The following is a 13,838-nucleotide window of genomic DNA, read 5'->3' on the forward strand; positions in this document are numbered from 1 at the left end:
CGATTCTAGGCGTCCGCGCTGGTCAGCCCGGCGATCCGGGCGAGGCGCCGGAACGAGTCCAGCAGAGCCTCGCGGTCGTACGTACTCGTCGTGACCAGCACCTCGTCGGCGGCACTGTCCTTCACCACCACTTCCAGCGCCTCCGTGACCTGCTGCTCGGTCCCTGCGATATGCCCGGTGAGCCCGGACTCGTAGAACTCGCGCTGCTTCGCCGTCATCGTCAGCTCCTCGATCCGCTCCGGCGGGACGAGCGGCGGGAACACGCCGTGCGTACGGGAGTACGCCAGCGACCAGGCCTCCGGCATCAACAGCCGGCGGGCCTCCTCCTCCGTGGCGGCGACCACGACCGTGCCCGCGATGACCACATAGGGCCGCTCGGACCAGGCGGAAGGACGGAAGTCCTGCCGATAGCGGTCGACGGCGGTCAGCATCCGGTCACGGCCCCGGATGTCGCCGATGACCAGCGGCAGCCCGGCCTCGGCCGCGATCTTCGCCCCTTCGCCGGTGGCCAGGAGGTACGGCGGGACGCGCAGACCCTCCGCCGGGCGGGCGTGCACCTGCGGATGCGCCGCCTGTTCTCCCGTGAACCAGCCGAGCAGCTCCTCCAGCTGCCCGCCGAAGTCCTCCGCGTCCTTCATGTCGTGGCCCAGCGCCCGGCGTATCCCGTCCGTGAAGCCGACCGAGCGGCCCAGACCCATGTCGATCCGGCCCGGGAAGAGTGACTCCAGCACCCCGAACTGCTCGGCGACGACCAGCGGTTGATGGTTGGGGAGCATCACACCGCCCGTGCCGACGCGGATCGTCGAGGTCGCGGCGGCGACCGCCGAGGCCAGGACGGTCGGCGCGGAGCCCGCCACCCCCGGCACGCTGTGGTGTTCGGAGACCCAGAAGCGGTGATAGCCGAGCGCCTCCAGCTCCTGCGCGAGCCGCACGGTGTCGCGCAGGGCCTCGGGCCCGTCGTGCCCCTCGCGGGTGCGGGAACGGTCGAGTACGGAGAGGCGGGCGGACGCGATCACTGAGCTCACACCCGGTTACAACGCCCTTGCCACGCCAGGATTCCCTAGGCTGGGGCCGTGACGCGAAGCAGCAGGCCACTGGCCGTATTCGACCTGGACGGGACGCTCGCCGACTCCGGGCACCGGCAGCACTTCCTCGAGCGCAAGCCGCGCGACTGGGACGCCTTCTTCACGGCTGCCCCCAACGACCCGCCGCTGGCGAAGGGCATCGAGCTGTGCCTGCAGGCCGCTGAGGAGTGCGAGGTCAGGTACCTCACGGGCAGGCCGGAACGGTGCCGCAGGGACACCCTCGACTGGCTGGCGGCGCAGGGGCTGCCGGAGGGGAAGGTGTTCATGCGGCGCAACGACGACCGCCGGCCGGCCCGCACCACCAAGCTGGAGATCCTGCGGCGGCTGGGCCGGGACCGGGAGATCCGGATGCTGGTGGACGACGACGAGCTGGTGTGCGACGAGGCCGAACGGGCCGGCTTCCCGGTCGTACGGGCCCGGTGGGCGGCCGGTACGACCGAGGCGCTGAAGGACGCTCAGGAGCGCGAGGGCCGTACCTGACCCACCCTGGTTCCGACCTGAGCCGCCCTGGTCCCGACGGCCGGCGGACGGTCCGCTCGTCAGCCGGTCACTCGCCGTCCTCGAGGCGGAAGCCCACCTTGAGGCCGACCTGATAGTGCTGGATCTGCCCGTCGACGATCTGGCCGCGGACCTGGGTCACCTCGAACCAGTCCAGTCCCCGAAGGGTCTGGGCCGCACGGGTGATGCCGTTGTGGATGGCCTGGTCGACGCCGTCCGGTGAGGTGCCGACGATCTCGGTGACCCGGTAGGTGTGATTCGACATGTGTGTCGCACTCCTCTCTGTACGTTCACTCAACGGTGCCCCACCAGGAGGCGCCGCGCGAGGCGTCGGGAACGGAACGGTCGTCCGCGGCCGGGCCGGGTGCGACCGGGGGACGATGCGGTAGCGGTCGCCGCGAGGGGCTCAGGTCACCGCCCGGACCAGCCACACCACATTCTCCGCATTGGCCGAGCGTCGAGGCCGACAACCCGATCAAGCCGTACATGACGGCGGTACTCCAGGGCACGGAGCCCGGACGAGCGGCGCGAGCCGCGTCCAAGCGCATCACCATGGCGCTCACGCCCCACTGGGCCGCGCGCTCCCCCTACCGTCTGTGCACGCTCGGTGGCACCGTATTCCCCGGCATTCAGCCGTCGCACATCCAGTCTCCGCCGAGCGGTCATGTCGAATCCAGCCGGCCACGGAAGAAGTAAGGAGCCGGGCCGCCGCACCCGCGGTCCGTCCCTTACCGTCCGGCACAGGAGACTGCCATGCCCGCATCGCCAGCCGTCGTCCCCGCCCCTCTCCCCGCACAGCTCTCCGCGCCCATCCCCTCGCCCCTGGCCGCTCCCGGCCCGGAAACCGACCAGCCCCGCTATGTCGTCGCTCTCGCCCGCGACCAGGAGGACGTACGGGCCGCGCAGCGGCTGCGTCACCAGGTCTTCGCCGGTGAGATGGGTGCCAGGCTCGAGGGCCCCGAGCCGGGCCTGGACATCGACGCCTTCGACGCGTACTGCGACCACCTTCTGGTCCGCGAGGCGGACACCGGTGAGGTCGTCGGCACCTACCGGCTGCTGCCGCCCGACCGCGCCCGGGTCGCCGGACGCCTCTACTCCGAGGGCGAGTTCGACCTCGCCAGGCTCTCCCCGATCCGCGACGACCTCGTCGAGGTCGGCCGCTCGTGCGTCCACCCCCTGCACCGCAACGGCGCCGTCATCGCGCTCATCTGGGCCGGACTCGCCCGCTACATGGTCCGCACCGGACACAACTGGCTGGCCGGCTGCTGCTCGATCCCGCTCGCCGACGGCGGCACCCTCGCGGCCGCCACCTGGGACACCGTGAAGGCCAAGAACCTCGCTCCCGAGGAGTACTGGGTCACGCCCCACAAGCTCTGGAACCCCGAGTCCGTCGAGCGGCCCGGCGGGCGCACCGAGCTGCCCGCCCTGCTCCGCGGCTATCTGCGACTCGGCGCCTGGGTCTGCGGAGCGCCCGCCCACGACCCCGACTTCGGCGTCGCGGACCTGTACGTCCTGCTCTCGCTGCGCCGCACCAACCCCCGCTACCTGCGGCACTTCCTCTCACTCGCCCCGGTGCGATGAGCGTCTGGCTGCCCAGCGCGCCCTGCACCCCGCGGGGCTGCGCGACACACCACGGCCCGACGGCCGGCGTGCTCAGGGCGGCTGCCCGGCTGCTGGCGGGGACGCTGGCCGTCGTCGTGGGTCTGCTGCTCGCACCGTTGGCCGCACTGCTGGGCACCCTGTTCGGCGCCCGGGTCCGGGACGTCATGACCCGGAGCTGGGCGCGTGCGGTGGTACGCGCCTTCGGCGTACGCGTCCGGATCGTTGGCCGGCCGCACGGGCCCCGTGCCTCTCTGGTCGTCGCCAACCACATCTCCTGGCTGGACATACCGCTGATCGCGGCGGCCCTGCCCGGACGGATGCTGGCCAAGACCGAGGTGCGGCGATGGCCGGTCCTCGGGCCGCTCGCCGCCCGGGGCGGCACCCTCTTCCTGGAGCGCGACCGGCTCCGTACGCTGCCCGCCACCGTCCGCGAGATGGCGTCCGCGCTCGACGACGGGGCACGCGTCATAGCCTTCCCGGAAGGTTCCACCTGGTGCGGACGCGGCCAGGGCAGATTCCGGCCCGCCGTCTTCCAGGCCGCGCTGGACGCGGGCGCCGCCGTCCAGCCCGTACGCATCAGCTATCTGCCCACCGGCGCGGCCGCGTTCGTCGGCGACGACCCGCTGGCCGCGTCCCTGTGGCGGGTCGCGGCGGCCGGCGGGCTCACCGCGGAGATCCGGCTGCTGCCGGTCATCCCCGCGGGGAGCTGCCCCGACCGCCGCTCACTGGCCCGCGCGGCTCAGCTGGCCGTCGCGAGAGAGAGCGCGAACCTGCCTTCCGAATCCGTCCACCAGTGCGTCAATACCATCCCGGCTTCGGCCAGTTCGGTGCGTACACCCTCCTGACGGAACTTCGCCGACACCTCCGTACGCATCTCCTCGCCCGCTTCGAAGGAGACCTCCAGATCCAGCTCGGGGATCTTCACGTTCAGCGCGGAGCGGGCCCGCAGCCTCATCTCGATCCACTCCTGCTCGCGGTCCCACAGCGCCACATGGTCGAAGTCGTCGGGGTCGACGTCCGCGCCCAACTCCCTGGCGATGACGGACAGCACGTTCTTGTTGAACGCGGCCGTCACCCCGGACGCGTCGTCGTAAGCCCTGACCAGGACTTCCTCGTCCTTCACCAGATCAGTGCCGAGCAGCAGCGCGTCGCCGGGTGCGAGAAGTGAGCGCACGGAGCGCAGGAAGACGGCGCGCTCGGCAGGCAGCAGATTGCCGATCGTGCCGCCCAGGAAGGCGACCAGACGCGGCCCCGGGGTGCCGGGCAGCGCAAGCCCGCGGGTGAAGTCGGCGATCAGGGCATGGACGTTCAGCCCGGGCCGCTCGGCGAGCAGCGACTCGGCCGCGCCCGTCAGCGCGCTCTCGCTCACATCGACCGGCACATAGCTGTGCAGACCGTGGAGCTCGTCCAGCAGATGCCGGGTCTTCTCCGAGGAGCCCGAGCCCAGCTCCACCAGGGTGCGTGCCCCGCTCACCGCGGCGATCTCGGATGCGCGGGCGGCCAGGATCTCCCGCTCGGCACGTGTCGGGTAGTACTCCGGCAGCCGGGTGATCTCCTCGAACAGCTCGCTGCCCCGGGCGTCGTAGAACCACTTCGGCGGCAGAGCCTTGGGCGTACGGGTCAGGCCGTGCAGCACATCCGCGCGCAGGGCGGCGTCCGTCGCGTCCTCGGGCAGGGTTCGGGTCAGCAGGAACGGGCTCACGCGGTGGGCTCCTTGAGCGGGGTCAGCAGGACATCGGTGCGGGTGGCGGCCAGCAGGGTGCGGTCGGGAACCTCGCGCCAGTGCGGATCGTCGTCGTACGGCTCCGAGGCCACGACCGTGCGGCGGCCCGGCTCGGCCAGATACCAGAGCGTGTCGCCCCACGCGGTCGCCGCGATCGTCTCGCCGTCCGTGAGGAGCAGATTGAGCCGGGACCCCGGCGCGGCCGCGGCGATCTCGCGGACTGTGTCGGCCAGCGCCTGGCCCATGTCGTCGCCGTCGCGCAGCCGGTGCAGCAGCAGCGCCCACACCAGCGCGGAGTCGCAGCGGGCCTCGAGCGAGAGCAACTCGGCCGCGGGCAGCGTCACGGCGAGCGGCTCCAGGGAGCCGGGCCAGCCGCGGACCGCGCCGTTATGACTGAACAGCCACGGCCCGGCGGCGTACGGTGCGGCCGCCGCCTCGCCGTCCGCTCCCGCTTCGGTGGCGTCGCGGACGGCGGCGAGCAGGGCCCCGCTGCGGACCACGCGGGCGAGGTCGGCGAAGGAGAGATCGGCCCAGATGGGGCCGGAGCGCCGGTAGCGGGCGGGTACGGGATCGTCCGCGGCGTACCAGCCGACCCCGAAACCGTCGGCGTTGACCGTTCCGTGTCGCTGGTGGCGTGGCGACCACGACTGCCGGTAAAGGCCGTGCACGGGCTCGACGAGCAGCTGCCCGAGCGGCAGCGCAGGCCCGAGGAAGGCGAGATGGCGGCACATCAGGCGACGCCGCCTTCCTGCGGAGCCGCGTCCCGTGCTGTGCGGAATCCGGAGAAGATCTGGCGGCGCACCGGCAGATCCCAGTTGCGGAAGGTGCCGCGGCAGGCCACCGCGTCCACGGCGAACGAACCGCCGCGCAGCACCTTGTGCGCGCTGCCGAAGAAGACCTCGGAGTACTCGCGGTAGGGGAAGGCGGCGAAACCCGGATACGGGAGGAAGTCGCTCGACGTCCACTCCCACACATCGCCGATCAACTGCCGTACACCGAGCGGTGATTCACCGTCCGGATAGCTGCCGACGGGAGCCGGTCGCAGATGGCGCTGGCCGAGATTGGCGTGTGACGGTGTGGGATCGTCGTCGCCCCACGGGAAGCGGCGCGAACGGCCGGCGTCCGGATCATGCCGCGCGGCCTTCTCCCACTCGGCCTCCGTGGGCAGCCGCCGTCCCGCCCAGCGGGCGTACGCGTCGGCTTCGTACCAGCTCACATGCAGCACCGGCTCGTCCGCGGGCACCGGCTCCGTCACGCCGAAACGGCGGCGGAGCCACTGACCGCCCTCACGCCGCCAGAACAGCGGCGCGGCGATGTCGTGCTGCCGGATCTGGTCCCAGCCATCGGCCGCCCACCAGCGGCGCTCCGTATAGCCGCCGTCCTCGATGAAGGCCTGGTACGCGCCGCAGGTCACCGGCACCGTATCGATGAAGAACGCCGGTACGAGACGCTGGTGCGCGGGCCGCTCATTGTCCAGCGCCCATGGCTCGGTGGAGGTGCCCATGGCAAACGGGCCACCGGGGACGAGGACTTCGGCCGGCAGGCCCTTGGTGCTGCCCGCCGGCGGCTCGGGCGCGGTGAGCGCGGCCGGCCCCTTCCGCAGCTGATGGGTGATCAGCATGGTCTCGTCGTGCTGCTGTTCGTGCTGGGCGATCATCCCGAACGCAAAGCCGGCATCGACGAGACGTCCGCCTTCCAGCGGGGTGCGGTCGAGGACGTCCAGGACCCTGCCGCGGACGTCGGAGGCGTACGCACGTGCCTCGGCCGGGGCCAGCAGCGGCAGCGTGGGTCGCAGTGCGCGCGGATGCTCGAAGGCGTCGTAGACGGAGTCGATCTCGGGCCGCAGCGCCTCACGCCCGGCGACCGTACGCAGCAGCCACTGCTCCTCCTGGTTGCCTATGTGTGCCAGGTCCCAGACCAGCGGGGACATCAACGGAGAGTGCTGCGCGGTCAGTTCATGGTCGTCGACGCACGAGGTGAGCGTGGCCGTCCGGGCTCTGGCGGCGGTCAGCGCGTCGAGGGCGCGCCGCCGGAGATCTTCGGTCATGTGCGGAGTTCCTTCCCGAGGGCGGGGAAGCGCAGATCGTCGGCGGGACATCGGCCCCGCAGTACATGGCGCTCATTGAAGGCGGCGACCGCGTCCCGCACGGCGTCCGACGCGCCGATACGGGGGAGTGCCTCCAGCGCGACGGAGAAGCAGGTCACCGCGGCCGCGTGCAGCTCGGGATCCGCCAGTGCGTCCCTGGCGGCAGTGATCCAGAGCGGATTGCGCGGCGCGGGCAGCGGACCTGCCGTCTCTGCCAGCGGTTTGACGGCGCGATAGACCGTCTCCGCCGCCTCGGGGTCGTCGAACAGGGCCGTGGTGACGGCGAGCGGCACCATCCAGCCGTTCTCTCCCGACTGGGCGTCAATCATGCGCAGCTCGAGATGGCCGCGCGGCCTCACGGGTGGAAAGAGCGTGGTCAGGTGGTAGTCGAGATCCTCCCGGGTCGGCGGACGCGGCACCCCTGAGCGCATCCACTGACGGAAGGTCAGTCCCTCCGGCAGCTCCCACGGCCCGTCGGCCGCCCGTACACACATCACCGGCGCGTCGAGCGCGTGGGCGGTCCAGGCGGAGTGCGGCTCCATGTACAGGGGCGGCGCCACCGGCCGTACGGCATCGAGCGCGGCCCACACGGCCTGCCGGGTCGACCGCCAGCCCGTGTAGCGCCCTTCCCGTGCGGGGGAGTTGGCGAAGGCCGCCATCAGCACCGCGCCCAGCAGATGCGCGAGCTGCCAGCGCCGGCCGTGCCCGAGCGGTCCCGGCTCCTCGTGGCCCGCGTCGAGGCAGACCTGGATGGATGCGGAGCTGCACATCATGGCGCGCCCGGACGGACCCGTCCGGTCGAAAAACGCCTCCATGGCGTCGTAACGGGGTTCATGGAGGAGCCGGCGCGGCGGATGCCACGGGTCGAGGCCGAGTCCGGTGAGAGTGAGGCCTGCCGGGCGGAGCGCGGTGCGTACGGCGTCCAGATCGGCGGCGGTGGAGTCGATGCACTCCATCAGGGAGGCGGCGGGTGGCGAGCTGAGCTCCAGCTGGCCGCCTGGTTCGAAGGTGAGAGCGGAGTTGAGTGGCAGGGAACGCACCTGGTCGAAGGCCGCCGTCAGGCGGTCGGCCCGGACCGGGCGCTCGGGTCGGTCCAGGTCATGAACGAGCCATTCCACCTCCACACCCACGGTGCGGGGCGGGCCGTTCTTGAAGCAAATACATCGGAGCAGGTCCTCCGCTTCATCCTCGGAGATCGGCCGGCCTTGGTCACCGGCATCGGGCGGATGCATGATCGACTCCTCCTGTCGAAGGCACTCTGCCAACCTAAGGCCACGGCCGCCGCTTCGCACAAGAGTGCCCTTGGCAGTCGGAAATACGCTTGCCGCGTCTGGTGCCGGTCACTGACGATGTCCCTCATGAGTGCACGACTGCGGGGGATCGCGAAGCAGACCGAGGCGATCGTTGAAACGGGCAACTACCTCGGACCTGATGGACGAGAGGTCCCGATCGGGCGGGCGGTGACCGCCGCCCTGGCCGGCACCAGGATGTACGGGCCCGGGGCCGTCCAGGTCACGCCGGACACGGACCGTACGACAGCCTTCGAGGTCACGGCCGAGAGCAGCACGGAAGCGGCCCGCCGGCTGACGGCCGCCGACCAGGCGCCGGTCGCCGTCCTGAACTTCGCCTCCGCGCGCAACCCGGGAGGCGGCTATCTCAACGGCGCACAGGCCCAGGAGGAGGCGCTCTGCCGCGCCTCCGCGCTGTACGCCACACTGCTGCGCGCCCCGGAGTTCTACGACCATCACCGCGCCGAGCGCAACCCGTTCTACACCGACCGGGTCATCCACTCGCCCGGCGTCCCGGTCTTCCGCGACGACCGCGGCCGGCTGCTGGACGCGCCGTACACCGTGGGCTTTCTGACCTCGCCCGCGCCGAACGCCGGAGTGATCACCAGCCGCAGCCCCGACCAGGCGCACCGCATTCCGGCGGCCCTCGCCGCGCGGGCCGAGCGGGTCCTGGAGACGGCCGTGGAACACGGCTACCGGCGCCTTGTGCTCGGGGCCTGGGGCTGCGGGGTCTTCCGCAACGACCCCGCGGCGGTCGCGGGCGCCTTCCACGCCCTGCTCACCGGGAGCGGCCGGTTCGCCGGACACTTCGAGGAGGTCGTCTTCGCGGTACTGGACCGTACGGCCGAGGGCCCGACACTCGAGGCCTTCCGGCGCACCTTCGCCGGTCAGCTCCAGCCGTAGCGCTCCCGCAGCCGCTGTACGACCACATCGAAACGCGGCCGGTCCAGCGCGCACGCCTCACGGCGCATACCGTCCTCATGCACCCGCAGCACCCGGTCGAGATCGACCCAGGACTCGCGCCCGGCGCGGTCCCACGGCCCGACACCGATCGCCACCCACTCGCGGTCGTGGTCATGGCGCTTGCTGGAGAGCTGTACGGCGAGCAGCGTGCCGGCCGCCTCACGGGCCACCACGAGCACCGGCCGGTCCTTGCCGCGACCGTCGTTCTCCTCGAAGGGCACCCAGGTCCAGACGATTTCGCCGGGATCGGGATCGCCGTCGCGATCCGGAGCGTACGAGGTGCGGACCGGGCCCACCTCGGTGGGGTCGGCCTCGGTGGTGGCGGCGGGGCCGCTGCTGCCGGGAAGGTCGGAGGGGCCGTCGAATGCGCCGGATGCGCCCGTCGCGCCGGAGAAGATCGTCACCCGCCACACGGTAGGACCTGTGCGGTCGGTTCCGCAGGGCGGGTGCCGTTGGTCAGCGGGACTCAGTCCTTCGGCTCGTCCGCCACCGGGATCTTCTCGGTGTGCGGTGCGGGCGGCACCATGCTGTTCACCGCGCCGCCCACAGCGCTCTGGCCGGCGCTCCGGCCACCGCCCCGGCCACCGTCCTGGTTCATGGTCGACAGCAGCTGGCGCGCCAGCCCCAGCCCCGTACCGCCCAGGGTCAGTGCCTTCGCGAACATGTCCGACATCCCGTCGGCCCCGTTCAGCAGGATCATGTGATCCACGTTGCTGAACGCACCGGCGCCCGCCTCGACGATCTCCGGCCGCCTGCACGATCCGGGCGTCCCGCTGGACCGCGGCGGCGTGCGGTGCCGCGAGATTCTTGATGTAACCGGTCGGGTCCTCGATCTCGTGGATCTGCAGCGAGTCCACGATCAGGCCCAACTTCTCCATCTCGGTACCGCAGGCCGCCCGCGTCTGACCGGTCAGCTTCTCCCGGTCGCGGATCATGTCCTCGACCGTCAACCCGCCGACAATGGACCGCAGATGGCCCGCGAAGACGTTGTGGACACGCTCCGCCATCAGCTTCTGCTGATCGAGGAAGCGGCGTCCGGCGTTGGCGATCGACACGAAGTCGTCGCCGACCTTGAAGATGAACCACCCGCGCACCTTCAGTGGAATGCCCTGGTGTGTCACGCAGTCCACGGGCAGTTCGGTCTCATTGAGGTCCAGCGACATTTTGCGCACCGCCTGGATGCCGGGCAGGACGAGCGTTCCGCGTCCGGTGACGATACGGAACCCCATGCCCTCGCCGAGACCTTCGGTCCGGTGCGGGGAGCCAGAAATGATCAGCGCTTCGTTCGGCTCGGCGACTCGCCACATGAGCTTGAACAGGCCGATCAGGATAATGATGGCAGCGAGTACGAGTCCCGCCGCGACGCCGACAACCATCGGCACAGCCCCCTTCGCCCGGTGCCGTCCGGCACCGGATGACCGGGAGTGTCCTCCTGATCGGGAGGGGGCTCAACTGCCGTACGCGGACGTGACATAGACGGTGCGCGGCGGCAGATGTTCCACGACCGTGACCACTGTGCCGGTCTCGATGCGGTCCTGCGCGGAGGCCGGATAGGCGAGGAAGTGCTCGGCGCCGCCGCGGATATGAACGATGACCTCACCGACGAGCCCGGGTCCGACCGTGCCGGTCACCCGCCCGAGCAGCCCCACCATCGACTCGTCGTCCATGGCGGGAGCCTACCCGCGCGGCTCGGGTCGGCGACCGTCACCAGCGAGGGAACCAGCAATGCGGTACGGGTCGTTGACGCGTGTAAACGCTGTGCGGCACTCGTTTCCGGCCATCCGCGAAACCCGGTGCGGAACCGGTCTGGAAGGATGCCGAGAGCGATGAGCCAGACACCCAAGCAGTCCGCAGAACGCCCCGTTCCCACCAGTGCCGATGTCGCCCGGCTCGCCGGAGTTTCGCGTGCCACCGTCTCGTACGTGCTCAACAACACCTCGGCCGTGCGGATCAGTGAGCCCACCCGCCGGCGGGTCCACGAGGCCGCCGAAGAACTGGGCTATGTGCCGCACGCCGCGGCCCGCAGCCTGCGCGCCGGTCACACCCGGACGGTCCTGCTGCCCACCGCCCATGTCCCGGTCGGCCCGCTCTACAGCCGTTTCTTCAAGGAACTCCAGTGTGCGCTGCGCCGCCTGGACTACACCGTCGTGCAGTACGGCAGCCTCGGCCTCGAGGGCGACGAGGCCGCCCGCGCCTGGGCCGAACTGCGGCCGGTCGCGGTCGTCTCGCTCGGCGAGGTCGCGCTCACCCCGCACGGTGTCGACGTCCTCAAACGCTCCGGCGCCAAGGCCGTCATCACACTGGGACCCGAGCATGTCGACGGCGCGCACTCCCTCGTCATGGACCAGCGGGAGATCGGCGGCTGCGCGGCCACGCATCTGATCGGCCGAGGCTGCCGCAGCATCGGCGTCGTGCTGCCCGAGGAACCCGGCCTGGAGCTCTTCTCCCGCCCCCGGCTCGTGGGTGCGACCGAGGCCGCGACCCGGACCGGCGCCCGGATCGAGCCGCTGCCCCTGTCGTACGACGAGGAGTCGGCCACCGCACTCGCCGCCCGCTGGCGGCAACTGGGCCTCGACGCGGTCTACGCCTACAACGACGAGTACGCCATGCTCCTGATGCGCGCACTCCAGGACGCGGGCATCGACGTCCCGCGAGAGACCGCGGTGGTGGGCGCCGACGATCTGCTGCTGGGCAAGCTGCTGCGGCCACGTCTGAGCACGGTGCGGATCGACCTGGTCACCGGACAACGCCTGGCGGAGCTCGTCGACCGCGTCGTACGCGACCCGGGCGCCGAGCCCGAGCCGCACGATCTGATGGGGGCGCGGGCCGTCCACCGCGAGTCCAGCTGAATCCGCGCGCCGAGGGCGGTATCCGGTCTGCCAAGAACGACATGCGGGCCGGGCGGGGCGTGTCTAGCGTCGCTTGCATGAGTACTCATCCGCAGCGCTTCGAGATCCTGGTGGTGCCCGAGCACATCGAGGGCGACGACGCGGCATCCCTGGCCAGGAGTGCCATCCGCTCGGCGGTCGTGGACGCGACGGGCCGGTACGGATCCTCCGGTTACCCGCGCTATGCCGGCGACGGCATGGTGGCCGACATCGATCCGGAGACGCGCACGGTCGAGGCGCTGCTGGTGGACGGGTCGGAGCTGGACTACGGGCTCTCGGCGAGAGTGGTCGACGCGGAGGACGCCTGACAGCCCGCCGTTGCCCGATGCCCGTGTTCCGGCGGATTCCTGCGTCGAGCGACAGCGGGCGCCTTCCGCCGTTGGCCGTGGGTTCCTTCGGCCGTTGACAGCGGACGGCACCCGGCAGAGACTCGGGCGGGGCATGTGTGAACCATCGTTCACCAGGCAATAGCCGAACGGCCCAGGCCTTGGGAGAGATCCGATGAGCATCCGCGACGTCTACATAGTCGACGCCGTCCGCACCCCGATCGGCAAGTTCGGCGGCGCACTCTCCCCCGTACGTCCGGACGATCTCGCCGCGCATGTCGTCAAGGCGCTCGTGGACCGTGCCCCGGAGCTCGACCCGGCCCGTATCGACGATGTGGTCTTCGGCGACGCCAACGGCGCGGGCGAGGACAACCGCGACGTCGCGCGCATGGCAGTCCTCCTCGCCGGGCTGCCCGTCTCCGTCCCCGGCGTCACCGTCAACCGCCTGTGCGGCTCGGGCCTGGAGGCCGTGATTCAGGCCGCGCGGGCGATCGCGCTCGGCGACGCGTCGATCGCGATCGCGGGCGGTGTCGAGTCGATGTCCCGTGCCCCCTGGGTGCTGCAGAAGCCCGAGCGGGCCTTTCCCGCCGGCCACCAGCAGCTGTACTCGACCACTCTCGGCTGGCGTATGACCAACCCGCGGATGCCCGCCGAGTGGACCATTCCGCTCGGCGAGAGCGCCGAACTCATCGCCGACAAGCACGGCATCACCCGCGAAGAGCAGGACGCCTTCGCGCTCGCGAGCCACCAGAAGGCCGCCGAGGCCTGGGGCAAGGGGCTGTACGACGGTGAGGTCGTTCCGTACGACGGAGTGGACCTGGCCCGCGACGAATGCATCCGAGACTCCACGTCCATGGAGGCGCTCGCCAAGCTGAAGCCGTCCTTCCGTGCGGACGGCGCTGTGACGGCGGGCAACTCATCGCCGCTCAACGACGGGGCCGCCGCCCTGCTTCTCGTCGACGAGGAGGGCCTGCGCGCGACCGGCCGTGAGCCGCTCGCCAGGATCCGTACGTCCGCCGTCACCGGTATCGAGCCGCAGCTCTTCGGCCTCGGCCCCGTCGAGGCGGTGCACAGGGCGCTGGCCAAGGCCGGCAAATCCTTCGCCGACCTGACCACCTTCGAGCTGAATGAGGCCTTCGCCGCCCAGTCGCTCGGCTGCCTCGCCGAATGGCCGGACCTGGACCCGTCCCTGGTCAACCCGCGCGGCGGCGCCATCGCCATCGGCCACCCGCTCGGCGCGTCCGGCGCGCGGCTGGCCGGCTCCGTCGCCCATCAGCTCGCGGCCGCGGGTTCCGGAACCGGCCTCGCCGCCCTCTGTATCGGCGTGGGCCAGGGTCTCGCTCTGGTCCTCGAGCGCTGAGCCGGACTGCTGTCAGGC

16 protein-coding genes and 1 pseudogene are annotated in these 13,838 nt (G+C 71.3%); 7 read left to right on the forward strand and 10 right to left on the reverse strand.

Going from position 1 to position 13,838, the window contains the following annotated elements:
• Positions 1 to 5 precede the first annotated feature (5 nt).
• On the reverse strand, positions 6 to 1,025 hold the full coding sequence (locus ACFWDI_RS30265; protein ID WP_385308830.1) for an LLM class flavin-dependent oxidoreductase: 1,020 nt from the start codon (positions 1,023 to 1,025) through the stop codon (positions 6 to 8).
• 48 nt (positions 1,026 to 1,073) lie between these two features.
• On the opposite strand from ACFWDI_RS30265, the gene ACFWDI_RS30270 reads away from it, so the two are divergent.
• Positions 1,074 to 1,565 (forward strand): hypothetical protein, encoded by a 492-nt coding sequence (locus ACFWDI_RS30270; RefSeq protein ID WP_385308831.1) that lies wholly within the window; start codon positions 1,074 to 1,076, stop codon positions 1,563 to 1,565.
• A gap of 67 nt (positions 1,566 to 1,632) precedes the next feature.
• Here the strand turns inward: ACFWDI_RS30270 and ACFWDI_RS30275 are convergent, their stop codons facing one another.
• The gene (locus tag ACFWDI_RS30275; RefSeq protein WP_385308833.1) at positions 1,633 to 1,848 is read right to left on the reverse strand and encodes a dodecin; all 216 of its coding nucleotides are present in this window, start codon (positions 1,846 to 1,848) and stop codon (positions 1,633 to 1,635) included.
• A 488-nt stretch (positions 1,849 to 2,336) separates the two neighbouring features.
• Here ACFWDI_RS30275 and ACFWDI_RS30280 point away from each other — a divergent pair, with 488 nt between their 5' ends.
• A complete protein-coding gene (locus tag ACFWDI_RS30280; RefSeq protein WP_385308835.1) occupies positions 2,337 to 3,164 on the forward strand; it encodes a GNAT family N-acetyltransferase in 828 nt (275 codons plus the stop codon).
• Entirely contained in the window at positions 3,161 to 4,030 is an 870-nt protein-coding gene (locus ACFWDI_RS30285) for a lysophospholipid acyltransferase family protein (protein WP_385308837.1), read from the forward strand. The genes ACFWDI_RS30280 and ACFWDI_RS30285 overlap by 4 nt, the downstream gene beginning before the upstream one ends.
• On the opposite strand, the gene egtD is transcribed toward ACFWDI_RS30285, so the two are convergent.
• From egtD to egtA, 4 genes are read right to left on the reverse strand one after another with little or no spacing between them, the layout of a single operon-like run.
• Positions 3,925 to 4,887, reverse strand: coding sequence for an L-histidine N(alpha)-methyltransferase (gene egtD, locus ACFWDI_RS30290; RefSeq protein ID WP_385308839.1), 963 nt, complete (start codon positions 4,885 to 4,887; stop codon positions 3,925 to 3,927). The two genes, ACFWDI_RS30285 and egtD, sit on opposite strands and share 106 nt — an antisense overlap.
• Complete coding sequence (gene egtC, locus ACFWDI_RS30295; protein ID WP_385308840.1) at positions 4,884 to 5,639, reverse strand: ergothioneine biosynthesis protein EgtC; 756 nt, start codon at positions 5,637 to 5,639, stop codon at positions 4,884 to 4,886. Before egtC ends, egtD begins: the two co-directional genes overlap by 4 nt.
• The gene (gene egtB, locus ACFWDI_RS30300) at positions 5,639 to 6,955 is read right to left on the reverse strand and encodes an ergothioneine biosynthesis protein EgtB (RefSeq protein WP_385308842.1); all 1,317 of its coding nucleotides are present in this window, start codon (positions 6,953 to 6,955) and stop codon (positions 5,639 to 5,641) included. The genes egtC and egtB overlap by 1 nt, the downstream gene beginning before the upstream one ends.
• Positions 6,952 to 8,226 (reverse strand): ergothioneine biosynthesis glutamate--cysteine ligase EgtA, encoded by a 1,275-nt coding sequence (gene egtA / locus ACFWDI_RS30305; RefSeq protein WP_385308843.1) that lies wholly within the window; start codon positions 8,224 to 8,226, stop codon positions 6,952 to 6,954. Before egtA ends, egtB begins: the two co-directional genes overlap by 4 nt.
• A gap of 126 nt (positions 8,227 to 8,352) precedes the next feature.
• Here egtA and ACFWDI_RS30310 point away from each other — a divergent pair, with 126 nt between their 5' ends.
• Complete coding sequence (locus ACFWDI_RS30310; RefSeq protein WP_385308845.1) at positions 8,353 to 9,186, forward strand: TIGR02452 family protein; 834 nt, start codon at positions 8,353 to 8,355, stop codon at positions 9,184 to 9,186.
• Here the strand turns inward: ACFWDI_RS30310 and ACFWDI_RS30315 are convergent.
• The 4 genes and pseudogenes from ACFWDI_RS30315 to ACFWDI_RS30330 form a co-directional block, all read right to left on the reverse strand.
• Positions 9,171 to 9,644 (reverse strand): type II toxin-antitoxin system PemK/MazF family toxin, encoded by a 474-nt coding sequence (locus ACFWDI_RS30315; protein WP_385308956.1) that lies wholly within the window; start codon positions 9,642 to 9,644, stop codon positions 9,171 to 9,173. The genes ACFWDI_RS30310 and ACFWDI_RS30315 overlap by 16 nt on opposite strands.
• Positions 9,645 to 9,712: 68 nt before the next feature.
• On the reverse strand, positions 9,713 to 9,946 hold the full coding sequence (locus ACFWDI_RS30320; RefSeq protein ID WP_385308963.1) for a hypothetical protein: 234 nt from the start codon (positions 9,944 to 9,946) through the stop codon (positions 9,713 to 9,715).
• 37 nt (positions 9,947 to 9,983) lie between these two features.
• Positions 9,984 to 10,622, reverse strand: a pseudogene (locus tag ACFWDI_RS30325) (flotillin family protein); the annotation flags it as partial.
• Positions 10,623 to 10,694: 72 nt separating this feature from the next.
• Complete coding sequence (locus ACFWDI_RS30330; protein WP_385308847.1) at positions 10,695 to 10,913, reverse strand: hypothetical protein; 219 nt, start codon at positions 10,911 to 10,913, stop codon at positions 10,695 to 10,697.
• A 159-nt stretch (positions 10,914 to 11,072) separates the two neighbouring features.
• On the opposite strand from ACFWDI_RS30330, the gene ACFWDI_RS30335 reads away from it, so the two are divergent.
• The 3 genes from ACFWDI_RS30335 to ACFWDI_RS30345 all read left to right on the forward strand — a co-directional run bounded on the left by ACFWDI_RS30335 (position 11,073) and on the right by ACFWDI_RS30345 (position 13,820).
• Complete coding sequence (locus tag ACFWDI_RS30335) at positions 11,073 to 12,095, forward strand: LacI family DNA-binding transcriptional regulator (RefSeq protein WP_362692164.1); 1,023 nt, start codon at positions 11,073 to 11,075, stop codon at positions 12,093 to 12,095.
• Between the two features lie 77 nt (positions 12,096 to 12,172).
• A complete protein-coding gene (locus ACFWDI_RS30340) occupies positions 12,173 to 12,442 on the forward strand; it encodes a hypothetical protein (RefSeq protein WP_327327442.1) in 270 nt (89 codons plus the stop codon).
• Positions 12,443 to 12,635: 193 nt separating this feature from the next.
• A complete protein-coding gene (locus tag ACFWDI_RS30345) occupies positions 12,636 to 13,820 on the forward strand; it encodes a thiolase family protein (RefSeq protein ID WP_327327443.1) in 1,185 nt (394 codons plus the stop codon).
• Positions 13,821 to 13,838: the final 18 nt, after the last annotated feature.

The organism is Streptomyces sp. NPDC060064, from assembly GCF_042736455.1.
In the GTDB taxonomy this organism is placed as follows: domain Bacteria; phylum Actinomycetota; class Actinomycetes; order Streptomycetales; family Streptomycetaceae; genus Streptomyces.